This window comes from Thiobacillus denitrificans DSM 12475 (assembly GCF_000376425.1).
In the GTDB taxonomy this organism is placed as follows: Bacteria; Pseudomonadota; Gammaproteobacteria; order Burkholderiales; family Thiobacillaceae; genus Thiobacillus; species Thiobacillus denitrificans.
This window is the reverse complement of sequence record NZ_AQWL01000002.1, coordinates 282,137-303,883: the sequence shown is the minus strand read 5'-3', so window position 1 is coordinate 303,883 and position 21,747 is coordinate 282,137. Positions and strand designations below refer to the sequence as shown.

Below are 21,747 nucleotides of genomic sequence, written 5' to 3'. Positions count from 1 at the left end.
CGATGGACGTGCCCGCGCCAGACGACCAGACGTCCAGTTTTATCGAACAGACGCTGGCACGCATGGCCGAGGCGCCCCCCGCGGACAGCACGCTGCTGGCGCGGTTGTGGTTTCATGTGCGGCCGCACGCCAACCAGCCGCTCACGGCCGCCCACGACAATCTTCGCACGCTGATCGCGCTGCTGGAGCAGAATCCGGTCTACATCGCCGCACTGCGCGACCACCTTGTAGCGCTGTTCGCCGACAAGAAGGCCACGCACCTGCTGACCGAGGCCGGCCTCCTGCCTTATCGCGCGTTTGGTGCCGAATTCAGGCGCCGCGTCGCATTCAAGCTACTCCCGCCCGAACTTGATCCCAGCCGGCTGCGTGACTGGCTCGATGCGCTGATCACCTCGCGCGACCGCGCCTGGATCCACGCGACAGACCCTGCGCTCTGGGTACGCCTATGCGATCTGCTGGAGTTGCGACAGGTATTCCGGCGTGGCGAGCCCGGCGTCCTCACCGACGCGATCAGTTCGCTGTCGCACCGCATCGCTGCGGGCGGGCTCGATGCCGAACTCCTGCGCATCGAGCCCGCGCTGGAGGAGTACGATTCGCCATTTCTCGCGCTGCATCATGAAGTCGACACTTGGCTGCGCGGCGAGGCGGAAGACACCCGGCAGATCGATGTGCTGCTCGAGCAGTGCGATGAGGCGCTCGATCGCGTGCGCCGCCACAGCGAAACGCTGGGCACCAGCATCGAGCTCACCCAGCATTCGAACCGGCTGAGCCAGCAGATGGCACGCATGCGCAGCCTGATCGCGCTGACCGACCCGGCCACCGACGAGCCGCACGCACTGCTTGCGCGCCTCTTCGTCGAACTGATCGATGCCTGCGATAAACGCCACGGTGTCGGCAGCCTGGTCCGCGACACCACGGGGCGCCTCGCTCTCCAGATCACCCAGTTCGCCAGCCAGACCGGCGAACACTACGTGGCCGAAGGCTGGGACGCGCTGAAGAAGATGTTCTGGGCGGCCAGCGGCGGCGGCGTCATCATTGCCGGCATGGCCTTGCTGAAAATCCACGTGGTCGCACTGCATCTGGCGCCGCTGCGGGAAGCGCTGCTTGTCAGCCTGAATTACGCGCTGGGTTTCGTGCTGATCTACCTGTTGCACCTGACCGTTGCCACCAAGCAGCCGGCCATGACCGCGAGCCTGTTTGCACGCACGCTCTCGAATGTGCGCAGCCAGGCCGCACAGCAAAAACTGCTCAACGAATTTGCCGTCAGGGTATGGCGCTCCCAGGCGACCGCCATACTGGGCAACATGCTGTTCGCCTTCGCCACCGCCGTGCTGCTCGCACTGGCGCTCGACGCGGCCGGCCACGTGGTGGTCACCCCTGACAAGGCCGTACAGCTGCTGGCCGAACTCAACCCCTTCAGCGGCACCACGCTGTTTTATGCAGCGATGGCCGGCGTCGGCCTGTTCCTCGCCGGCATCGTCAGCGGCTATTACGACAACCAGTCCGTCTATCGGCGCATTCCAGAACGCCTGCAGCGCCTCAGCCTGCCCCCGCAGCTGCTCGGCGCACGCCTCTGGGGCGTCATCGTCGAATATCTGCGTCATCACTGGGGGGGCGTGATGGGCAATCTGTTTTTCGGGTTCTACCTGGGTTTGGTCAGCGCATTCGGCTCCCTCGCCGGCCTGCCGCTCGACATCCGCCACATCGCCTTCTCCGCTGCCAACCTCGGCTACGCCTGGCAGGCATTCGGCTGGCAGCTTCCGCTTCCCGTCGTGCTGGCTTCGATCTTCGGCGTCGTACTGATCGGCCTGGTCAATCTCACGGTCAGCTTCTCGCTGACTTTCTACCTGGCGCTGCGCGCCACCCGCACCTCGCGCCGCGATTCCGGCCATCTGCTGCGGCGCGGGCTTGAAGCCATTCTCACCGCACCGTTCCGCTGGGGCAATCGAAGCGAAACGTCCGGCCGGGATTGATCTGCCGGATGCGACTTCCCGTACAGCGCCAGGATCGTCGACATCGCGCTATCCGAAGGTGCCGCTGCCCGTTTCGCCTCCGTCACCGTCTACGACCTCACCGCCATTCCGGAACCCGGCGAATGGCTGATGATGCTGGCCAGTCTGGGACGGGGCAGTTGGCTTATGCGCCACAAAGCGGCCTGACGCTTGCCAGACCCGCCCACGCCCCGCAAGATGCGGGCGTTTTGTTTCGGAAGCGTTGAAATGACTGCTTGTCCCTTGTGCGATACCCAGGGTGGGAAAGTGCTGTGGCAGGACGACTTCTGCCGCGTGGTGCTGGCCGACGAGCCGGACTACCCTGGCTTCCTGCGCGTGATCCTCAATGCCCATGTGAAGGAGATGAGCGACCTGCACCCGGCGGAACAGCGGCGCCTGCTGGAGGTGGTGCTGGCCGCTGAGTCCGCGCTGCGCGAGGTGATGGCCCCGGACAAGGTCAACCTCGCCTCGCTCGGCAACGTAGTGCCGCACCTGCACTGGCACGTGATTCCGCGCTTTGCGGATGACCCGCATTTCCCCGATCCGGTGTGGGGCGCAAGGCACCGGGATACGCCGCATGGCGCACCGGCCGATCTGGATGCACTACTTGCAGCCGCGCTCCACCCGCCAGAGACAGGCCGTGGTTCTGAATGCTGAAGCCCTGAAGGACTTCGATCCACTATGCGCTGAAGCACGCGTGGAGTCGTATGCGCCAAGAACCATGCTCCACCCGCAAGGGGCAGGCCGTGGTTCTAAAGGCGCTGAAGCGCCAAGAACCACGCTCAGCCGGCGGCTTGCTCGCGTTCGGGAAACGGAATGACGCTGGCGCCTGCCGGCACGCCGGCAGGCTGCATGTGCTGGGTGGGAAAGATGGCCGAGAAGGTGCTGCCCTTGCCGGGGATGGACTGTATTTCCAGCCGCGCGCCGTGGCGGGTGAGCACATGCTTGACAATGGCGAGGCCGAGCCCGGTGCCCCCGGTTTCGCGTGAGCGGCTGCGATCGACGCGGTAGAAGCGCTCGGTCAGGCGCGGGATATGTTCGGCGGCGATGCCTTCACCGGTATCGCTGACGGCAAACACGCCTTCGCCGTCGCGCTCACGCCAGCTCAGGGTGATTTCGCCACCGCCCGGGGTATAGCGCACGGCATTCGAGACCAGGTTGCCGAGCGCGCTGCGGATTTCCTGCAGGCTGCCCTTCAGCCAGGCCGTGCTGTCGAGCTGCAGCTTGATTCGATGCTGCCCGCGACTCAGCGACTCCGCCTCAGCCTTCAGTGAGGCCGCCAGTTCGGGAACATTGACGGGCTCGTCGTTCAGTTTGTGGTCGGCGCTTTCCAGCCGCGACAGCGTCAGCAGGTCGTCCAGAAGATGCTGCATACGCCGGGTGTGGTCGAGCATCAGATCGAAATAGCGGCGATACTCGGCGGCCGGCAGGTCAGGCGCATCGGCCATGGTTTCGACGAAGCCGCCGACCACCGTCAGCGGGGTGCGCAGTTCATGCGAGACGTTGGCGATGAAGTCGCGGCGCATGGCGTCGACGCGTTCGAGGTCGGTGATGTCGCGCGCGACCAGCAGTTTCTTGCCTTCGCCGAATGGCACCAGTTGCAGCGACAGCGTGATCTCGCGATTGATCGGCGATTTGCACACCAGGCGCCGCGAAAAATCGGCCGCGTCGAGAAACTCCAGAAAATGCGCCTGTCGCAGCAGGTAACGCACGAACTGACCGCGGTCGCGCTCGCAATCCAGTCCCATGTATGTGCGCGAGGCGGGATTGCACCAGTCGATCTGTTCATTGCCATTGAGAATGACCATGCCGTCGGGCACCGCCATCGCGGCATGCTCGAACTGTTCAAGCGCGGAGGTGAGCTGGCCACGGCTGGCTTTCTGGCGTTTCTGGAGTTTTTGCAGGCGGTAGAAGATGTCGCCCCAGGTGCCGGTGGCGTCAGGTGGTTCCACTTCGTCCGGGTTCTCCAGCCAGCGCGCCAGGCGGAATTCCTGCCACAGGCGACGCAGCATCACGAAGGCCTGGATGCCGGCGAGAAACCCCAGCGCCGCCACCCATCCTGAGCCAGCCCACAGAATCAGCGCCACCAGCAAGACGCTGGCCAGAACGCTGAGCGGACGCCACCAGAAGCCCATATTTGCCTGCCCAAAAACCCGGTGGGCGGATTATCCCACGTCGGCCGAAAAGCGGTAACCCGAGCCGCGCACGGTCTGGATCAGTTCGGCATGGCCGGACGGCTCCAGCGCCAGGCGCAGGCGGCGAATATGGACGTCGACCGTGCGCTCCTCGACGAACACGTCGTCGCCCCACACCTGGTCGAGCAGCTGGGCGCGCGAATAGACGCGTTCGGGATGGGTCATGAAGAAATGCAGCAGGCGGAACTCGGTCGGCCCCAGTTCCAGCGCCTGCCCCCTGCCGGATACCCGATGACTGGAGGGGTCGAGCTTGAGGTTATTGATCTCGACCGGCTCGTCGGTCATTTGCGGGGCACGGCGGCGCAGCACGGCCTTGATGCGCGACACCAGTTCGCGCGGCGAAAACGGTTTGGTGATGTAATCGTCGGCCCCGGTATCCAGCCCCAGCACCTTGTCGCGCTCCTCGCCGCGCGCGGTCAGCATGATGATGGGGATCGGTTGGTAGCGCTCGTCGCTGCGCAGGCGCTTGCACAGGTCGATGCCCGACATGCCGGGCAGCATCCAGTCGAGCAGGATGACGTCGGGCAGCGTGCTCTTGAGAAATTTCAGCGCATGCTCGGCATCGCCGGCAGCGGTGACCTGATGGCCTGCCTGCGCCAGGTTGAATTTGAGCAGTTCCTGAATCCCGGGTTCGTCTTCGACCAGCAGAATATTGGCAGCCATGGGGTCTCCGGCCTTTATGCAATGTTGGCCATACTATGACGGCAGTATGACCGATTTATGACATCCAGCGCCCTCGCAAGCCCCTGCCAACCCGTGCACTGGTAGAATTCCGGGCTTACTTGTTCGCCCCGTCTACCATGGATAAAACCACCCATTTCGGCTACCAGCAGGTTGCCGAATCCGAAAAGGCCGCCCGAGTGGCCGAGGTCTTCCATTCCGTCGCCGCGCAGTACGATCTCATGAACGACCTCATGTCGGCCGGCCTGCACCGCTTGTGGAAACGCTTTGCCGTAGCGCAGGCGGGATTGCGGCCCGGAATGCGCGTGCTCGATGTGGCGGGCGGCACCGCCGACCTCACCCGGCTGTTCCTGAAGGAAGTGGGCGAGAGCGGCTCCGTGCTGCTCACCGACATCAACTTCTCGATGCTGCGCGAAGGCCGCGACCGCATGCTGAACGAGGGCCAGACCCCGCCCGCCATTCAATGCGACGGCGAACGGCTGCCGTTCCTGGACAATTATTTCGACTGCGTGTCGGTGGCCTTCGGCCTGCGCAACATGACGCACAAGGACCGGGCGCTGGCCGAGATGCACCGCGTGCTGAAACCCGGCGGCCGCCTCCTGGTGCTGGAGTTCTCCAAGGTGTGGAAACCGCTGGAGCCGGCCTACGATCTGTATTCCTTCAAGCTGCTGCCGCTGATGGGCAGGCTCGTCGCCCAGGACGCGGACAGCTACCAGTACCTCGCCGAATCGATCCGCATGCACCCGGGGCAGGAAGAACTCAAGGCCATGATGGAAGCCGCCGGCTTCGCCAAGGTCAGCTACCACAACCTGACGGCCGGCGTGGTGGCGCTGCACAAGGGTTTCAAGGTTTGATCGCTGAAGCCATCGTCGAGCGCGGCCTCAATCATCTGCTGCGGCAGACACCCGGCGCGGCCGAGGCGCTCGTCCGCCATGCCGGTGCAAGCGTGCGCTTCGATCTCACGCTCGCGCAGCTCGATTTCCTCATCGCCGCTGACGGCTGCTTTTCCGAGGCGGTGGTCGATACCCCCGACGCCGTCGTGCGCCCCACCCCCACGCTCATCGCGCGGCTGCCATTTTTCGGCCGCGAGGCCTTGCGTCACGCCGACTACAGCGGCGACCCCGCGCTCCTCGCCACGCTCGATCGGGTATTCGGGCAACTCGACTGGGACGCCGAAGCCGACCTCGCGCCGATCGTGGGCGATATCGCTGCGCATCGTCTGCATGCGCTCGGCCGCGGTGCACTGGTCAGCCTCGGACAGATGTTCTCCGCGTTCGGCCGCAACGCCAGCGAATATGCGGTCGAGGAAGCCGAGTTGATGGCACGCGGTGTCGATGTGGCACGCTTCAATCACGGCGTGGATACGCTCGCCGACAATGTGGCGCGACTGGATGCGCGGCTGCGTTTGCTGGAAGCCCGCCGCCCCGAACAGGACACGCAACCGCGACCCGCATGAAGCTGCTGCGCCTCGTCCGCATCCTCAGCGTCGGCCTGCGCTTCGGCCTGGAGGAGTTCTTCCTCGGCCACGAGCGGGTGCGCCTGCTGCGCTGGCTGGTGCGCATCACGCTGTTCTGGCGCCCGCTCGCAGAGCCGCGCGGGGTGCGACTGCGCCGTGCGCTGGAAGCACTGGGGCCGATCTTCGTCAAATTCGGCCAGATGCTCTCGACCCGGCGCGACCTGGTGCCGCTCGACATCGCTGACGAACTCGCCCTGCTGCAGGACCGGGTGCCGCCGTTTCCGTCCGCCCAGGCCATCGCCACGCTGGAAGCGGCATACAAAAAACCCCTGGCCGAGGTGTTCGCCGAATTCGACGCCACTCCGGTCGCCTCCGCCTCGGTGGCGCAGGTGCATTTCGCCCGCCTGCATTCATCCCCTGCGGGGGGCGACGGCACCGCAGTTGCCGTCAAGGTGCTGCGCCCCGGCATCGCGCCGGTCATCGCGCACGACGTGTCGCTGCTGTATGCCGCCGCCGGCCTGGTGGAGAAGCTGTTCGCCGACGGCAAACGGCTGCGCCCGCGCGAGGTGGTGGCGGAATTCGAGAAGCACCTGGAAGACGAACTGGATCTGATGCGCGAGGCCGCCAACTGCTCGCAGCTCAGGCGCAATTTCAAGGATTCGCCGCTGCTGCTGGTGCCCGAAGTCTACTGGGACTACTGCAGCCGCGACGTCATGGTGATGGACCGCATGGATGGCATTCCGGTGAGCCGCGTCGAGCGCCTGCGCGAATCCGGCGTGGACGTCCCCAGGCTCGCCGCCACCGGGGTCGAAATCTTCTTCACCCAGGTGTTCCGTGACGGCTTCTTCCATGCCGACATGCATCCCGGCAACATCCTGGTGCGCCCCGGCTCCGAGCAGTACATCGCACTCGATTTCGGCATCATGGGCACGCTCACCGAGGTCGACAAGCAGTATCTGGCGCGCAACTTCCTCGCCTTCTTCCGCCGCGACTACAAGGGGGTGGCACTGGCGCACCTGGAATCCGGCTGGGTGCCGGCCGATACCCGCATCGACGAGCTCGAGGCGGCGGTGCGCGCGGTGTGCGAGCCGGTGTTCGACCGTCCGCTGAAGGAGATTTCCTTCGGCCGCGTGCTGCTGCAGCTGTTCCAGGCCTCGCGCCGTTTCAACGTGGAAATCCAACCGCAACTGGTGCTGCTGCAGAAGACCCTGCTCAACATCGAAGGCCTCGGCCGCCAGCTCGACCCCGAGCTGGATTTATGGCAAACCGCCAAGCCCTTCCTCGAACGCTGGATGAACGAGCAGGTCGGCTGGCGCGCGCTGGTGCGGAACCTGCAGACCGAAGCGCCCAAATGGGCCGCCCTGCTGCCGCAGCTGCCGCGCCTGGCGCACCAGGCATTGAACGAAAACCGGCTGACCCAACTGGAAGTTGGACTCGCCTTGATGCTGCGCCAGCAGCATGCCCGCAACCGCTGGCTGGGCGTCATCGCCGGCCTGCTTGCCACATTATCTGCCGTCATTCTCTATTCCGTCCTGCAATAAGAACCCGTCATGCTGATTGGTTTCGTCATCCTCTACCTGGTCCTTTCCATCGGCATCGGCCTGTATGCCGCCACCAAGGTCCACACTGCCAGCGACTACATCACCGCCGGGCGCGCGCTGCCGATGATCGTGGTGGTTGCGATGGTGTTTGCAACCTGGTTCGGCGCCGAAACCGTACTCGGCATCCCCGCCACCTTCCTCGACGAAAATCTCGGCGCCACGATTTCCGATCCCTTCGGCGCCTCGCTCGCACTGATCCTGTTCGGCCTGTTTTTCGCCCGCCCGTTGTACCGCATGAAGCTGCTCACGCTGGGCGACTTCTTCCGCCAGCGCTACAACCGCCCGATCGAGGTAGTGATTTCGGCGGCGATCGCGCTGTCCTATCTGGGCTGGGTATCGGCCCAGGTGGTGGCGCTGGGGCTGGTGTTCAACGTGCTGTCGGACGGCCTCATCACCCAGCCGCAAGGCATCCTCATCGGCGCGGCCGTGGTCCTGCTTTACACCCTGTTCGGCGGCATGTGGTCGGTGGCCCTGACCACCCTGGTGCAGATGACGGTCATCGTCGCGGGGCTGCTGTGGATCGCCAAGCTGGTGGCCGACATGCCCGAGGTCAACGGCATCGCGCCGGTGATCGAGCACGCCGCCGCCGCCGGCAAGTTCGAATTCTGGCCGCCGCTGGAATGGGCGGCGGTGGTCACCTTCGTCGCCGGCTTTCTCACCATGGGGCTGGGTTCGATCCCGCAGCAGGACGTATTCCAGCGCGCCAATGCCAGCAAAACAGAACGCATTGCGGTGTGGGGCACGGTCATCGGCGGCGCGCTGTATTTACTGTTCGCTGCGGTGCCGATCTACCTCACCTACTCCGCCACCCTGGTCGACCCGGCCATGACATCCGAACTGCTGGCACAGGACGCGCAGCTGGTGTTGCCGGCCTTTGTGAAAACCCACCTGCCGTTCTACGCGCAGATCATTTTCTACGGCGCCCTGCTCTCCGTCATCATGTCCACCGCGTCCGGAACCCTGCTCGCGCCGTCGGTCACCATTTCGGAAAACATCATCAAGGAATTCATGCCGCACCACCGCATGAGCCAGAAGACGCTGCTGTGGATCACGCGCAGCGTCGTCGTCGCCTTCGCCGGGCTGGTGGTGCTTTATTCCCTATGGTCACTCAATACGCAAACCAGCATTCACCAGATGGTGGAAAACGCCTACAAGGTCACGCTGGCTTGCGCCTTCGTGCCCCTGATCGCGGGCATCTACTGGAAGCGCGCCAGCAACACCGGCGCGGCCCTGTCGATCGCACTTGGCTTTGCCGTCTGGATTGCGATGGAATTCATTGCGCCCGACGCCGCCTTGCCGCCGCAGTTTGCCGGGCTTATCGCCAGTGCGATAGGCATGCTGGCCGGATCACTGAGAGCGCTTGAAGGACGCCTGAAATCAGGTATCGGATTCTTCTACAACCGGGGCTGATTTCCGGCGACGGCTCCAAGCCGGATGGGCAAGCGAAAACGGCGGCCCAAGGCCGCCGTTTTCGCTTGCCTGGCGCGGCTCAGCGCAAATAGCCCTCGTGCTCCAGCTTGAGCAGGATTTGCTGTACCGCCTCGTCGATGCCCAGGCCGGTGGTATCGATCGCCAGCTCCGGTTTTTCAGGTATTTCGTAAGGATCGGAGACGCCGGTGAATTCTGGAATCAGTCCCGCACGTGCTTTGGCATACAAGCCCTTGCGGTCGCGCGATTCGCAGGTTTCGATCGGGGTGGCAACGTGAATTTCGACGAAGCCGCCGACCGTCTCGATCATGGCGCGTACGTCGCGGCGCGTCTGGCGATACGGCGCAATCGGCGCGCAGACGGCGATGCCGCGATTCTTGGTGATTTCGCTCGCCACAAAACCGATGCGTCGCACGTTGATGTCGCGGTGCGTTTTTGAAAAGCCCAGTTCGGACGAGAGATGGCGACGTACGATGTCGCCGTCCAGCAGGGTCACCGAACGTCCGCCCATTTCCATCAGCCGCGCGGTCAGTGCACGCGCGAGAGTGGATTTCCCCGCACCGGACAGGCCGGTGAAGAACACGGTGAATCCCTGGCGTTCGCGCGGCGGATTCTGTCGATGCAGTTCGACCAGCACTTCGGGAAAGCTGTACCAGTCTGGGATTTTCAGCCCCGCCCGCATGCGGCGCTGGAATTCCTCGCCGCTCAGGGTAAGCAGGCGTGCTCCGGCCGGAGCCGCGGATTCCGGCAGGTGCTCGGCGCGGTCCTCCACGTAGACCATGCGCGGGTAGGCAATGAGTTGCACGCCGATTTTCCCGGCCAGTTCGGCCACCGGCAGATCGGCATGTACCTGGGCGAGGTCTTCACCGCGCCGGCAGTCACCGTCAGCCTGGTGTTCGCCGCCCGCAATCAGCAGGTCGCAGCCATGATTGCGCGCGACGATGGCGCGCAGCAGCAGCGCGCGCGCGCTGGCTTCGCGCGGCGGCGCCGGCAACAGCGACAACTGGGTGGTGGCGGCAGGAAAGCGCTCGCGGATGGCGAGGAAACTGCGCACCAGCCCAAAATATGCCGGTGCATCGGTAATGTCGCCCCCCACCTGCGGATGCAACAGCAGGTTGGCCTCGTTCTCGATCGCGCTTTTCAGGCAGAACTCGAACTGCGCGCGGTGCATCGGCTGACGCGCCTGCCAGGCGACCACACGCCGCCAGCCGCGCCGGTCAAGCAGCGCGCGCAGCTCGGCCGGGGTGGCACGCAGGCTGGCAAAATCGGGATGCGGCGGCAAAGCCGCGCCTTCGACCGCACCGCCCAGGTAGGTGTCATCGCCGTCCTGCCACACGTCTCTGAGCGCCAGCACGGCGAGCATGAAACCTTCGCTGTCGCGCAAGGCGACGCGGTCGCCGGGTTTCAGCCCCGCTGCGGTTTTTTGCCGGCTGGTGAGCGTGACAGGCAACGGCCAGAAGGTGCCGTCGTCGAGCTGCATGTCCGTCTCGACGCGTGCACATTGCGCGCGTGTCATGAAGCCGGTAAGCGGCGAATAGGCGCCGGTCATCAGCATTTCGAGTTCGCACTGCTGGCGCCAGCCGAGTTCGAGCGAGGGCAGCGCCAAGGCTTCCTGTTTGAGCGCATCGGCTCTTGCAGGGTCGATCAGGTTGACGAGGGCGCCACCGTAGGGCGCGATCAGTTGATTCACCATGTTGCTCCAGGAAAGGACCGCGACGCTATTTATAAATCTCGAAAAAACTAGCAATAAACCGGCCAAGCTCGGACGCGGGCAGATGGTTGATGCCGGCGGCGCCCTTGCGCCCGCCGCCACTGTCGAACTGGCTGCACAGTTCGTCTGCGCCCGCGCGGTCAACCAGCGGCGCGCGCACGCTGACGACATAGCCGCCACCCGGCTTGGCGGTGAGCACGGCGTGCGCCTGCGCGGGCGACTCGACTGCCAGCCGATTGCCAAACACGCCGGAAATCCGCCGCGCCCACTTTTCGGCCGGCAGCATGAAAATGCGCCCGGCCGCGCGCATTTCGGCCGCACCGACGGCTATCGCGCGCGCCATGTCGTCGCGATAGCCGGCTTGCAAAACCCGATAGGCGGGCGACTCGGCGGCAAAGGCGAAGGGATCGGCAAACGGGCGCAGCTGGCCATACAGCTCGGCTGGATCGAAAAACAGATCGTCGAGGGCTTCGCCATAGCCGTTGTAGTTGAGGCACTCGCCGAGCGACTGCAATTGCGTCAACTGGCCGGCGGACAGGTTGAGGGGTGCGGCGGCTTGCCGCGCAGCATCGACGAGATTGTCGCCGAATGCGGCGGTCACCGCCCACGCCAGATGCCTGCCTTGCAGATACCGGTTCACCAGCAGGCTGGTGCAGACATTGGCATCGGTATCGATGTGCGCTTCGAAATGGGGGTGCGCGGGGATGTCGCCCGGCTGATGGTGATCGAAATAACGCACGTGCGCGCCCGCTTCAAGCAGCCGGTCGAGCGCATCGCGGTTTTTCGACAGCGCGATGTCGAGCACGGTGATGCAGTCGCCTGCCTGGGCATTGACCCGCTTCAGCAGGCCGATGTCGCGCTTGGGTCCGGTGATCAGCTCGGAGTCGGCCGGATCGATCAGGCGCAACTGATGCAGCGCGCAGATGCCGTCCGCGTCGCCGTTGAAAACGTCAATGAGAGGCATGGGGGACCTGGCTGTGTAGTCGGGGCGTGGCGCGGAAGTGCGGCCATTGTAAGGAGGCCAGCGCTGCGATGACAAGCACGTGCAGCGCACTGTAGCGCAGCCAGATGACGGGCTGCGCGGCGTAATGCTGGCGGTCGGCGCTCAGCAAAAACTGCAGGGCCGAAAATTGCTGGCCGTATTTGTCGATTTCGCCTGCCAGGCCGAGATGCAGAAACAGTGCCGCCAAGGGCAGCGATGCAAGCACAGCGGCCAACTGCCGGGTGCGCTGCGCCGCCGGCAGCGGCGAAGCCAGCCATGCCGCCGCCAGGAACAGGACATAAAGCCAGGCGCATAGCGCCACGAAGGCCAGCGGCCGCGGCACCGCCATGAGTTCCGTGAGGTTGTCGGTGGCCGCCTGCGCGACGATGCCCCAATACGCCAGCAGCAGTACCGGAACCACCGCCCAGAAATGCCCCGCTCCCAACCGCCGGCCGCGCCAGCGGCGCACGGTTTGCGCGGCCAGATACAGCAACGCCCCGGGCACCGCCAGCAGCGCCACCCAGCGCAGCCCGAGCTCCCACTGTCCGGGCCACTGGTGCACCGGGCTGCCGGCCAGATCGTACAGGCTCTCATCCGGCACGGCGGCTGCCAGCAACAGAAAAGCCATCCCGCCATACATAAGCAAACCGAGCGGCAGCTGGCCCTGGCGGAACAGGCCGGACACCCGCCGCCGCGCCAGCCACACCGGCCACACCGCCAGCCAGTAACACGCCAGCGCAAGCAGCAGCGCCGACAGCCAGGGCGCGTCGTGCCGCAGCAGTTCACGCACGTTGTAAGGTACGAAGGGGGCATGCGCCGCACTCCAGAACAGCACGGTCAACCCCCCCAGCATCAGCGGCAAATGCCAGCGCGTACGCGGCGCCGGGTACGGAGACACGGCGGCCGCGTCGACAGCCGTCCGTACCGGCACGGCATGGCGCGGCGCGCGCAGCATGCGCCGCGCCATGCCGTAGCCCGCCAAGCCTCCCAGCCAGGCCAGTAGCCAATCGGTGGTGTCGGCGATTTTGTGCGGCAACATCACCTGCCCCAGCTCGATGACGGCAGGCATTCCCGCCAGCACCAGCATGGCCAGCGCAAACAGAGGGCTGCGCCAGCGCCACGGCTGCCGTGCCACGCCCCATGCCAGCAAACCGCCGAGCGGGGCAAAGAACAGCGTTTTGCGCAGTACTTCGGTGATGGCGCGGTATTCGGTGCCGATGTAATACACCTCGAACGGCACCCGCTGCAGGAAGTCGAGCCGGCTTTTGATGAAGGCGCCGTCGGTGCGGAAATCGAAGGGAAACCAGAATACGAACAGCAGCACGGCCAGCCATCCCGCCGCCAGCGCAAATGGCAGCCATCCCGCCGCCCCGCCCGCCTGTGCGGGCGGGGCGGCGGCCCGCGGCGGCCGGCCGGCGGGCGCCTCGCGCGCGGCCAGCCAGCCGCCGATGACGCTCCCCAGGGCGGCACCGACGGCGGCCGTGAAGAGGTCGGTGACATCGCTAACCCGCGAGAAGACGAACAGTTGCATGATTTCCACAGCGGTGGCCGTGGCCAGCGTCATACCCCACGCGCGCCACGCGCTGCGTGTCCCGTCGAGCCGCCACAGCAGCGCAAGCGGCGCCCAGATCAGGGCATCGGTGGCGATTTCGTACAGGGCATAGGCCGCATCCCCGGGCAGGCGGCCAAACGGAATCAGATTGACCTTGCCGTCCTGCCATTTATGGAAAATCTCGACCAGGCTGATGGTCAGGTCGAGCGGCAGCACGTTGTAGACCAGCACCCCGGCCAGATACGCCCAGGCCAGCCGCTCGGCCAGGGCGGCGCGGGCATGGGTGTGTCGCCAGGACTGTAGCCAGTCCACGAATCGCCCGCCCGCCCCCCACCAAGCCAGTACGCCGATGATCCCGCCCAGGGCTTCGGCCAGGATGTCGTTTTGCGACACCGTGCGTTGCGGGAAAAACAGCTGCGTGAATTCGATCCCGATGCTCAACGCGGCAGCCGCGGGGATCAGCGCCAGAGTGGCGAGCGCCCGGAGCAGGCGACTGCGGCCGGCCGACAGCGCGCCCAGCCACAGGAAGCTCAAGGGGATGAACAGCAGCAGATTGGCCACCCAGTCGGCGCGCGAACCGATGCCGAGTTTGAGGAACGGTATCGCCCCGAAGCGGGCCACCGCCTCGTCCCACGGCAACGCATGAAACTTCAATGGCACCAGGCTGCCGTAAACGACGAATACGGTGTAAAGCAGCGCAGTCCACCCCAGAAGGACGCGGAGATTGCCGGACGCCCCCATGCTGCGGCTCATGGCCGGAAAGCATCCGGCATGCGCAGCACGGCGGGCGCCACCCTTGCTCCGGGGCGCGACGCGCCCTGCCAATCGGGATAAGCCGCCAGTTCGCCTGCCAGCGCAGCCGGCAGGCGGTCAGGCGGCGGGGCCTCCGCCAGCAGGCGCGCAGTCAGTTCCTTTGCAGCAACGTTCAAAAAATCCGGCCGATAGGCCAGCGTGACATTGTGCGCGGCCTCGCCGCCCAGCACGGGAGAAGTGGCCGCCACCACATTGGCGATCACGCGCTGGCGCCAGGCCTCCCCCTTGCCCTGGCGCACCAGGATGCCGACGCCCGAAGCCAGCACGGTGTTGGAGAAAATCGCCATGTCGCGCGGCACATCGTGATGCGGCTGGATATGGATCGCATCGCCGCTGCCGTTGATGAATACATTGTCGTACACCGCCACTCGCCCCTCCGCCTGCAACAACGCTTCGCTCGGATTGTGCAGAAAGAGGTTGCCGTAGACCAGATAGCGGTCTTCGCTGCCCGCGCCCGTCGGCGGAACATGACCCAGCAGGACATTGGGGCGCGCCTGCGGGCCGGCGACGGCGTCGGACTTGGAAAACACGTTGTACCGAATCACCGTATCGTAGCGCGCTGTCGGGCCTTCCGGGCGTGTGGTTTGATGCTTGATCTGCAGGTTGTAACCCAGCGTGTGCGCAACCCGGTTGGCTTCGATGACGCCACCGACGAAGGGGTCCGAGCCATCGGAATCGCCGAAGTACATGCCGGTGCCGACCCGTTCGATGCGGTTCCCCCTGACCACCCACCCCAATGCCGGACATTTGGTGGAAATACCCACGTTCTGCTGCGATGCGGCGTGGTCGTGAATACGCAGTGATTCCAGCGTGATGTAATCGGCATAGCGGCTGTGGCCCTCGGCCTTGATCGCATCCACCGGCAGCCCGCGGCCGTCGAGTTCCAGATGGCGCACTACCAGATGACGCACATTGACCAGACTGACCGTATTGGCGCGCGGCCGTGCGATGAAGCGCGGCAGCACAGCGGGATCGGCCGCTTCGATGACGATGGGTTGGCCGGCGCGCCCGGACAGATTGTGCAGCGGCAGGCCCTGGCGGTAATCGCCCGGTTCGAGCAGCAAGCGGTCGCCAGGCTGCAACTGGCGCACATAATCGCGGTAATCTTCCGCGCCTGCACGGTAGTCGGCAGCGACAACCGTGCCCGCCAGCAAGCAGAACACGCCAGCGGGGACGATGCGCCGCATTCAGTCCCCCGTATCCGCCAGCGGCAGCCCGCGCTTCAGCAAGTCCAGCTTGCCGAACAGCATGCGGGTCATCCCCGCCACGCTCTGCCGCCCGGTATCCACCACGATGTCGGCCACTTCGCGATACAGGGGGTCGCGCTGCTTATAGAGCTCGCGCAAGCGTGCCAGCGGGTCCGCCGTTTGCAGCAACGGACGGTTGCGATCGTGCCGTGTGCGCTCGTACAAATGCTCGGGCGTGCCGCGTAAATAAATCACCACCCCCCTGCTGCGCAAATGGTCGCGATTGGCCGCCGACAGCACCGCCCCGCCGCCGGTAGCCAGCACAATGCCGGACAATGCGGTCAATTCGGCAATCGCCGCCTCCTCACGCTTGCGAAACCCCGCCTCGCCCTCGATCTCGAAGATGACCGGGATCTTGACGCCGGTACGCGCCTCGATTTCATGGTCCGAGTCGTAGAAAACGCAGCCGTAATGCTTGGCCAGCTGCCGCCCCACCGTGGTCTTGCCGGCCCCCATCAGTCCGACCAGATAAAGATTGTCGCGCTTGCTCATGGCGCCATTCTAATTGAGAGCCGCTTGATCGACAGCAGCGGCAGCGGAGTGGAACGCCGGAGAAAACCGGGGCAAAAAAAAAGCGCGGGACAAGCCCGCGCCTGGATAGGTAAGCGCAATCAGCGGAGCGACAGGCGATCGTCGAGGATGCGCGGAGTGAGGAAAATCAGCAGCTCAATTTTGTCTTTCTGCTTGCTTGAATTCTTGAAGAGGTTGCCGAGGAAGGGCATATCTCCAAGGAACGGAACCTTGTTGACGTCATTCCGATCGACCTCTTCAAAAATTCCGCCCAGCACAGCCGTTTCGCCATTGCTCACCCGCACCTGGGTTTTGGCACGTTTGGTTTCAATGGTGGGCGCGCTCAGGCCCGCAGCCGTAATCACCGGGCCGCGTGCATCCTTCTGGATCTCCACACTCATGATGATGGAATCGTTGTTCAGGATTTGCGGGTCCACCAGCAGGCAGAGGAATGCGTCCTTGAACGTAACGGTCGTCGTCGCGACTCCGCCGGAAACGGTTTGAGTGACATAAGGAATCTGCTCACCTTGCAGGATCACCGCCGGCTTCTGGTTGGACGTCACGACACGCGGGCTGGAAAGAATTTTTCCGCGGTTATCCGCTTCCAGCGCCTGCAATTCCAGACTGATCAAATTGCCCGTCGCGATATTCAACAATGACAGACCGAACGAACCCGGAGCCGTGCTGCCCGAGATCGGCAAATTGACATTGTTGGAGATTGTGCCTGTCTCGGCTGCCAACTGATTGCCCGACAGGTTGATACCCGTTTGCGAACCGGCCAAACTGGTCGTGCCTGTAATCCGGGTGCCCAGCCGCGCACCCAATTGGCGGCCCCATTGCGAATCGGCAATGACCACCCGCGCCTCGATCATGACCTGCCGCGCCGGCACATCCAGACGCGCGAGCAGTTCGCGAACCTCCTGAATCTTGCGTGCCGTATCGGTGATGATCAGCGTATTGGTCTTCAGTTCGTAGGTGGCGCGGCCGCGCTTGGTCAGGACTTTCTGGTCATTGTCGCCCTGGCCTTTCTGCGACGCCTGCGCTGCGGCAGCACCGCCCAGACCCTGCGCCTGTGCCGAACAGTTCACCGCGTTGTTGGTTGCCGAATTGAGGAAGGCACCGGAGGCAAAGCCGTACAGCATGGTCTGCGCTTCATCCGCCCGCATGTAGTTGAGCTGGATGTATTCGGTGGTCAGGGGCTCCAGATCGGCCACTTGATTCTTGGCTTCGAACTCGAGTTTTTCCTTGGTCAGCAACTCGTCCTTGGGCGCAATCCAGATCACGTTGCCGTTCTGGCGCTTGTCCAGGCCCTTGGTCTGCATGATCAGATCGAGCGCCTGATCCCACGGCACGTCCTTCAGGCGCAGCGTGAGGTTGCCTGCCACGGTGTCGCTGGCGATGATGTTGAGGCCGGTGAAATCGGCGATGACCTGCAGCACCGAGCGTACCTCGACGTTCTGGAAATTGAGCGAGAGTTTTTCGCCGGTGTATTTCACCTTGCCGTCAGCGGTTTTCTTCTGGCCATCGGCCGCCGCCTTGACCTCGACGATGAAGCTGTTGTCGGTCTGGTAGGCCGAATACTCCCAGCCACCCTTGGGTTCGATCACCATGCGGGTGTTGTCGCCCAGGGTATAGGTTTCGATGGTCTGCACCGGGGTGCCGAAATCGGCCACGTCGAGGCGACGCTGCAGGGCCTGGGGCAATTCGGTGCCGATGAAGTCGACGACCACGCCGTTGGCCTGCTGGCGGATGTTGATCCCCGCCTGCGCATCAGACAGCGTGGTCACGATGCGTGCCTCGCCCGCTGCGCCACGTCTGAAATCGACATCGCGGATACTGTGGCGCGCCGCCCCGGGCCCCGCTTCAGCAAAACGCGGGCTGACGTTCACCGGCGCCGCACCGGCACCGACGTCGCCCAGCGCGACGAGCAGTGTCTTGCCGTCGATCCTGGCGTCGTATTCGACTGCCTTGTTCAGATTCAGCACCAGGCGGGTGCGGGTTCCCGCCTGCACCACGTTGATGCTCGACAATGGCCCGAGGTTGGCATCCACCGTGTTGCGCCCCATGGCATTGCCGGTGTCGGGCAGATCGAGCGCGATGCGCGGCGGATTGCCGACGGTAAAGCCGGCCGGTGTGGCGGTCAGCGCGTTCTTGAGGTTGACGCGCACCACCACCTTGCCGCCGGGCAGAGTGGCGGTCTCGACGCTTTGCACTGTATTGCCGGTAGGCGGCACGTCGGCAGCGCGTACCACGAGCGGCAGCACCAAACCAGCGAGCAGGGCGATCCCGAACAGTTGGCGGGTCATACGATCTTTCACAAGCTTCAGCTTGTAGAGCGAATGAGTAACGGCGCAGCCGTTGGGTACCCAACGGCCTCCTCCTTGCGGGGAGAAAGTCGGAGTCCCCTTGTGGGACATTTTCTGGGCAATTTTGGGCAATGCGTTCATGTCAGCCTCTTTGGAATTCAGTGCTACGAATCATTCTTGCAAATTCAGGGTGCTGGCGCGCTCGGACCAATCACCGGCGCTATCCTGGACGATCTCACGCAAGCTTATTTGGCTATCGTCGATCTGCGTAACGAGGCCGAAATTCTGGCCCACGTAATTGCCTTTCTTGACATGGTAAATCGCATTGTCCGGGGTTTTGATCACCGCGTGGATCACGCCCTGCCGGGACAGTGCGCCAACCATTTTCAGAGTCTCCAGCGAAAAGGCTTCGAGCGGCTCTTTCGGGCGATTGAAGTCGGGCTGCATGCCGCCGCCGCCTCCGGTCGACAGCTTTCTCGACTTGAACGGATCGGGCAGATCGAAGGCGTTGTAGGTGAACGGCTCATAGACCTTGACTTGCGGCAGCGGCTCGATTTTCCCCTGCATGTCGCGGCCGGTCTCGGCAACGAAGGTCTGCAGGTCGTCCATGCCGCCGCCGCTGCAGCCGGCCAGGCCCAACACGAGTATCACAGGAGCCAGGCGCTTCATTTCTTTTGCTCCTTGGCTTGCTGCTTCCTGGCAATCAGTTCCTCATCGTCCAGGTAGCGATAGGTTTTGACGACGGCATCCATATTCAGCACGCCATCCTTGGCGGGTTCCATGGCAATGTCCTGCAGGGTGACGATGCGCGACAGCTTGGAGACATCGCTGACAAAAGCGGCGATGTCGTGGTAGCCGCCGGTGACTTTGACGCGGATCGGCGTTTCCGCGTAGAACTCCGACGCGGTTTCGGCTTCGGGCTTGAACAGGTCGAACTGCAGGCCGCGCCCCAGTCCCGCTTGGTTGACGTCGGTAATCAGGGCATCCATCTCCTGCTTGTTGGGCAACTGCTTCAGCAGCGCGCCGAAGGCCTGCTCGATATCGGCCAGCTGCTTCTTGTAGGCGTCCAGATTGATGGCCTGATTTTTCTTGGTGGTGAACACGCCGCGCAGTTCGGTTTCCTTCTGCTTGGCGGCATCCAGCGTTTCCATGCCACCGCGCCAGTCAAACCACCAGCCCGCCGCCACGATCGCCATGCACAGCAACCCGAGTGCCGCGAGCTTGGTCGGCAACGGCCAGTCGGCCAGGGTTTTCAGATCGAGTTTGTTGAGTTCGTCCAGGGTCATGCTTTGCCCCCTTTGTCATTCGCGTCATCTGTCTGCTGACGGGACTGCCTGACCGACAGCACGAACTCGTTGGCGCGCAGGTTGTTGACGGTGGTGGCCTTGATTTCGACCAGATTGGCCGATTCGAACCAGGGCGAGTTATCCAGATTGCGCATCAGGGTGGATACGCGCGCACTCGACTGGGTGTAGCCACTGATGGTGACGACATCGCCCGCCTGCTTGAAGGACTTCAGGTAGAGGCTGTCCGGCAGCAGGCGAATCATCTGGTCGAACAGGTGAACGACTTCGGTGCGATTGGATTGCAGGGTCTCGACGACCTGCTTGCGCTCCAGCAGCGCCTGGGTCTGTTCGCGAATCTTCTTGATTTCACCAATCTGGCCGTCGAGCTTGGTGATCTCCTGTTCGAGAAAGGCATTGCGGGCATCCTGCGCCGACTGACGGGCGGCGATCAGGCTGTGGCCGAGAATAACGGCAACGACGCCCGCCGCGACAGCGATGCCGAGCAGGATGTTGAACTGGCGGCGCCGTGCGGCGCGTTTCAGTTCGCGGTGGGGGAGCAGGTTGATGCGTATCATTGCGGGTCGAACCTCCGCATGGCGAGGCCACAGGCGACGAACAGGGAAGGCGCATCGGCGGTCAATGCCTGCGGCCGGATTTTGGAGCCGACTGCCATGTTGGCAAACGGATTGACGACCAGGGTCGGGGTGCCGGTGCGCTGGCTGACCACCTCATCGATGCCGGGAATCATGGCGCCGCCGCCGGCCAGCAGGATCTGATCGACCTTGCGATACTGGGTCGACGTGGTGAACAGTTGCAAGGCGCGACCGATTTCCATTGCCAGGGTTTCGCTGTAGGGCTGCAGCACTTCCATGTCGTAGCTTTCCGGCAGTGTGCCCCGGCGCTTGGCGTTTTCCGCCTCTTCGCTGGTCATGCCGTAACGGCGCGAAATTTCGTTGTTGAGCTGGTTGCCACCGAAACCGTGTTCGCGCAGATAAACCGATTCGTTGTCGTTGAGAATATTGATGTGCATATTCTGCGCACCCACATCGATGATCGCCACGGTCTGGCCGTCGCCGCCGTTGGGCAGCAAGTGTGCGATCTGTTCGTACGCGGTTTGCGTGGCATAGGATTCGACGTCCATGATGAGCGCCTTGAGGCCGGCCGCTTCGACGGCCGCCACCCGGTCCTCGACCTTTTCCTTGCGCGCGGCAGCCAGCAGGATTTGCACGTCATCCGGACTGGAGGGCGAGGGGCCAAGCACCTGGAAATCCAGGTTCACTTCGTCCAGCGAGAAGGGGATGACCTGGTTGGCCTCGGTTTCCACCTGGTTTTCCAGATCGATGCCTTTCAGGCTGGCCGGAGCCAGGATCTTCTTGGTGATGACCGACGATGACGGCAATGCGAGCGCAACGTTCTTGACCCGCGTGCCGAGCTCTTTCCAGGCGGTACGCAAGGTATCGGCCACCTGGTCGAGGTTGGCGATGTTACCGTCGGTCACGGCATCCTTGGGTAAAGGCTCGATGACATAGCGCTCTACCCGCATCATCCCCTTGCCTGCGTCGGACAGTTCCACCAGCTTGACCGCGGTCGTACTGATGTCGAGTCCCAGGATGGGCAGACTTTTGGCAGACAGCCAGTCCAGGTTGATATTCAGGTGCAAGGGATTTCCTTTACGCTTCTGTGAGTTGGCGCCTTTTCTTGTTATTTTTTTTAGATGCTAGCAACAACACACGGTTTTTAACAGTTTTTTTCTCACCACACTGCAAGAGTTGAACAACTGTGTCCAATTTCCAACACCACTAACGCCTATAATCGCCGGAAACTTTAGGCGTCACGCAGCCGATTCCGCCCCTGAATTTGAAACGGGCAGCCCTCGGGCTTACCGCAGGTAAGGCCTCATGGCAGGAGCCGGATCAATAGGCCATTAAAAACAGCGGGGTATTGAGATGGCCCCGCTGGCCGGCCGCGGCTGGATCGGGAAATGTGGC

The 21,747-nt window shown here is 63.8% G+C and carries 18 protein-coding genes; 6 read left to right on the top strand and 12 right to left on the bottom strand.

Annotated elements, in window-relative coordinates; translation table 11 throughout:
• Positions 1 to 2 precede the first annotated feature (2 nt).
• A complete protein-coding gene (locus tag B059_RS18590) occupies positions 3 to 1,973 on the top strand; it encodes a hypothetical protein (RefSeq protein WP_018076911.1) in 1,971 nt (656 codons plus the stop codon).
• Between the two features lie 246 nt (positions 1,974 to 2,219).
• Positions 2,220 to 2,648, top strand: coding sequence for an HIT family protein (locus tag B059_RS0103770; protein WP_018076910.1), 429 nt, complete (start codon positions 2,220 to 2,222; stop codon positions 2,646 to 2,648).
• Positions 2,649 to 2,773: 125 nt separating this feature from the next.
• Here the strand turns inward: B059_RS0103770 and phoR are convergent, their stop codons facing one another.
• Positions 2,774 to 4,126 carry a phosphate regulon sensor histidine kinase PhoR gene (phoR, locus tag B059_RS0103765; protein ID WP_018076909.1) on the bottom strand — a complete coding sequence of 451 codons (1,353 nt, stop codon included), beginning with the start codon at positions 4,124 to 4,126 and terminating at the stop codon, positions 2,774 to 2,776.
• A gap of 30 nt (positions 4,127 to 4,156) precedes the next feature.
• On the bottom strand, positions 4,157 to 4,849 hold the full coding sequence (gene phoB / locus B059_RS0103760) for a phosphate regulon transcriptional regulator PhoB (protein WP_018076908.1): 693 nt from the start codon (positions 4,847 to 4,849) through the stop codon (positions 4,157 to 4,159).
• Between the two features lie 137 nt (positions 4,850 to 4,986).
• Between phoB and ubiE the strand changes: the two genes are divergently transcribed.
• Genes ubiE through B059_RS0103740 form a run of 4 tightly spaced genes read left to right on the top strand, consistent with a single transcriptional unit; the run spans position 4,987 to position 9,334 of the window.
• A complete protein-coding gene (gene ubiE / locus B059_RS0103755) occupies positions 4,987 to 5,721 on the top strand; it encodes a bifunctional demethylmenaquinone methyltransferase/2-methoxy-6-polyprenyl-1,4-benzoquinol methylase UbiE (protein WP_018076907.1) in 735 nt (244 codons plus the stop codon).
• Entirely contained in the window at positions 5,718 to 6,323 is a 606-nt protein-coding gene (locus B059_RS0103750) for a ubiquinone biosynthesis accessory factor UbiJ (protein ID WP_018076906.1), read from the top strand. Before ubiE ends, B059_RS0103750 begins: the two co-directional genes overlap by 4 nt.
• The gene (gene ubiB / locus B059_RS0103745) at positions 6,320 to 7,864 is read left to right on the top strand and encodes a ubiquinone biosynthesis regulatory protein kinase UbiB (protein ID WP_018076905.1); all 1,545 of its coding nucleotides are present in this window, start codon (positions 6,320 to 6,322) and stop codon (positions 7,862 to 7,864) included. The genes B059_RS0103750 and ubiB overlap by 4 nt, the downstream gene beginning before the upstream one ends.
• Positions 7,865 to 7,873: 9 nt before the next feature.
• Positions 7,874 to 9,334, top strand: coding sequence for a high affinity choline transporter 1 (locus tag B059_RS0103740; RefSeq protein WP_018076904.1), 1,461 nt, complete (start codon positions 7,874 to 7,876; stop codon positions 9,332 to 9,334).
• Positions 9,335 to 9,413: 79 nt separating this feature from the next.
• On the opposite strand, the gene cysC is transcribed toward B059_RS0103740, so the two are convergent.
• The 10 genes from cysC to B059_RS0103690 all read right to left on the bottom strand — a co-directional run bounded on the left by cysC (position 9,414) and on the right by B059_RS0103690 (position 21,419).
• Positions 9,414 to 11,045 (bottom strand): adenylyl-sulfate kinase, encoded by a 1,632-nt coding sequence (gene cysC, locus B059_RS0103735; RefSeq protein ID WP_018076903.1) that lies wholly within the window; start codon positions 11,043 to 11,045, stop codon positions 9,414 to 9,416.
• A 25-nt stretch (positions 11,046 to 11,070) separates the two neighbouring features.
• Positions 11,071 to 12,027 carry an acetyltransferase gene (locus tag B059_RS0103730; protein ID WP_018076902.1) on the bottom strand — a complete coding sequence of 319 codons (957 nt, stop codon included), beginning with the start codon at positions 12,025 to 12,027 and terminating at the stop codon, positions 11,071 to 11,073.
• Entirely contained in the window at positions 12,014 to 14,350 is a 2,337-nt protein-coding gene (locus B059_RS0103725) for a VanZ family protein (protein ID WP_026177291.1), read from the bottom strand. Before B059_RS0103725 ends, B059_RS0103730 begins: the two co-directional genes overlap by 14 nt.
• On the bottom strand, positions 14,347 to 15,597 hold the full coding sequence (locus B059_RS0103720; protein WP_018076900.1) for a right-handed parallel beta-helix repeat-containing protein: 1,251 nt from the start codon (positions 15,595 to 15,597) through the stop codon (positions 14,347 to 14,349). The genes B059_RS0103725 and B059_RS0103720 overlap by 4 nt, the downstream gene beginning before the upstream one ends.
• The gene (locus B059_RS0103715; RefSeq protein WP_018076899.1) at positions 15,598 to 16,149 is read right to left on the bottom strand and encodes a shikimate kinase; all 552 of its coding nucleotides are present in this window, start codon (positions 16,147 to 16,149) and stop codon (positions 15,598 to 15,600) included. It lies immediately after the preceding gene.
• 119 nt (positions 16,150 to 16,268) lie between these two features.
• Positions 16,269 to 18,473 (bottom strand): type IV pilus secretin PilQ, encoded by a 2,205-nt coding sequence (locus B059_RS0103710; protein ID WP_018076898.1) that lies wholly within the window; start codon positions 18,471 to 18,473, stop codon positions 16,269 to 16,271.
• A gap of 171 nt (positions 18,474 to 18,644) precedes the next feature.
• A complete protein-coding gene (locus B059_RS0103705; RefSeq protein ID WP_018076897.1) occupies positions 18,645 to 19,142 on the bottom strand; it encodes a pilus assembly protein PilP in 498 nt (165 codons plus the stop codon).
• A complete protein-coding gene (locus B059_RS0103700; protein WP_018076896.1) occupies positions 19,139 to 19,759 on the bottom strand; it encodes a type IV pilus inner membrane component PilO in 621 nt (206 codons plus the stop codon). Before B059_RS0103700 ends, B059_RS0103705 begins: the two co-directional genes overlap by 4 nt.
• Positions 19,756 to 20,334: a PilN domain-containing protein gene (locus B059_RS0103695; RefSeq protein WP_018076895.1), complete on the bottom strand. Its 579-nt coding sequence runs from the start codon at positions 20,332 to 20,334 to the stop codon at positions 19,756 to 19,758. Before B059_RS0103695 ends, B059_RS0103700 begins: the two co-directional genes overlap by 4 nt.
• Complete coding sequence (locus B059_RS0103690) at positions 20,331 to 21,419, bottom strand: pilus assembly protein PilM (protein ID WP_018076894.1); 1,089 nt, start codon at positions 21,417 to 21,419, stop codon at positions 20,331 to 20,333. The genes B059_RS0103695 and B059_RS0103690 overlap by 4 nt, the downstream gene beginning before the upstream one ends.
• Positions 21,420 to 21,747: the final 328 nt, after the last annotated feature.

What these genes read in the sequence shown, in the direction of transcription:
- B059_RS0103740 (WP_018076904.1), top strand. Translation starts at nt 7,874, where the DNA reads ATGCTGATTGGTTTCGTCATCCTCTACCTGGTCCTTTCCATCGGCATC.
- B059_RS0103710 (WP_018076898.1), bottom strand. Translation starts at nt 18,473, where the DNA reads ATGACCCGCCAACTGTTCGGGATCGCCCTGCTCGCTGGTTTGGTGCTG.
- B059_RS0103770 (WP_018076910.1), top strand. Translation starts at nt 2,220, where the DNA reads ATGACTGCTTGTCCCTTGTGCGATACCCAGGGTGGGAAAGTGCTGTGG.
- B059_RS0103715 (WP_018076899.1), bottom strand. Translation starts at nt 16,149, where the DNA reads ATGAGCAAGCGCGACAATCTTTATCTGGTCGGACTGATGGGGGCCGGC.
- phoR (WP_018076909.1), bottom strand. Translation starts at nt 4,126, where the DNA reads ATGGGCTTCTGGTGGCGTCCGCTCAGCGTTCTGGCCAGCGTCTTGCTG.
- B059_RS0103695 (WP_018076895.1), bottom strand. Translation starts at nt 20,334, where the DNA reads ATGATACGCATCAACCTGCTCCCCCACCGCGAACTGAAACGCGCCGCA.
- B059_RS0103730 (WP_018076902.1), bottom strand. Translation starts at nt 12,027, where the DNA reads ATGCCTCTCATTGACGTTTTCAACGGCGACGCGGACGGCATCTGCGCG.
- phoB (WP_018076908.1), bottom strand. Translation starts at nt 4,849, where the DNA reads ATGGCTGCCAATATTCTGCTGGTCGAAGACGAACCCGGGATTCAGGAA.
- B059_RS0103700 (WP_018076896.1), bottom strand. Translation starts at nt 19,759, where the DNA reads ATGACCCTGGACGAACTCAACAAACTCGATCTGAAAACCCTGGCCGAC.
- cysC (WP_018076903.1), bottom strand. Translation starts at nt 11,045, where the DNA reads ATGGTGAATCAACTGATCGCGCCCTACGGTGGCGCCCTCGTCAACCTG.
- ubiB (WP_018076905.1), top strand. Translation starts at nt 6,320, where the DNA reads ATGAAGCTGCTGCGCCTCGTCCGCATCCTCAGCGTCGGCCTGCGCTTC.
- ubiE (WP_018076907.1), top strand. Translation starts at nt 4,987, where the DNA reads ATGGATAAAACCACCCATTTCGGCTACCAGCAGGTTGCCGAATCCGAA.
- B059_RS0103725 (WP_026177291.1), bottom strand. Translation starts at nt 14,350, where the DNA reads ATGAGCCGCAGCATGGGGGCGTCCGGCAATCTCCGCGTCCTTCTGGGG.
- B059_RS0103705 (WP_018076897.1), bottom strand. Translation starts at nt 19,142, where the DNA reads ATGAAGCGCCTGGCTCCTGTGATACTCGTGTTGGGCCTGGCCGGCTGC.
- B059_RS0103720 (WP_018076900.1), bottom strand. Translation starts at nt 15,597, where the DNA reads ATGCGGCGCATCGTCCCCGCTGGCGTGTTCTGCTTGCTGGCGGGCACG.
- B059_RS18590 (WP_018076911.1), top strand. Translation starts at nt 3, where the DNA reads ATGGACGTGCCCGCGCCAGACGACCAGACGTCCAGTTTTATCGAACAG.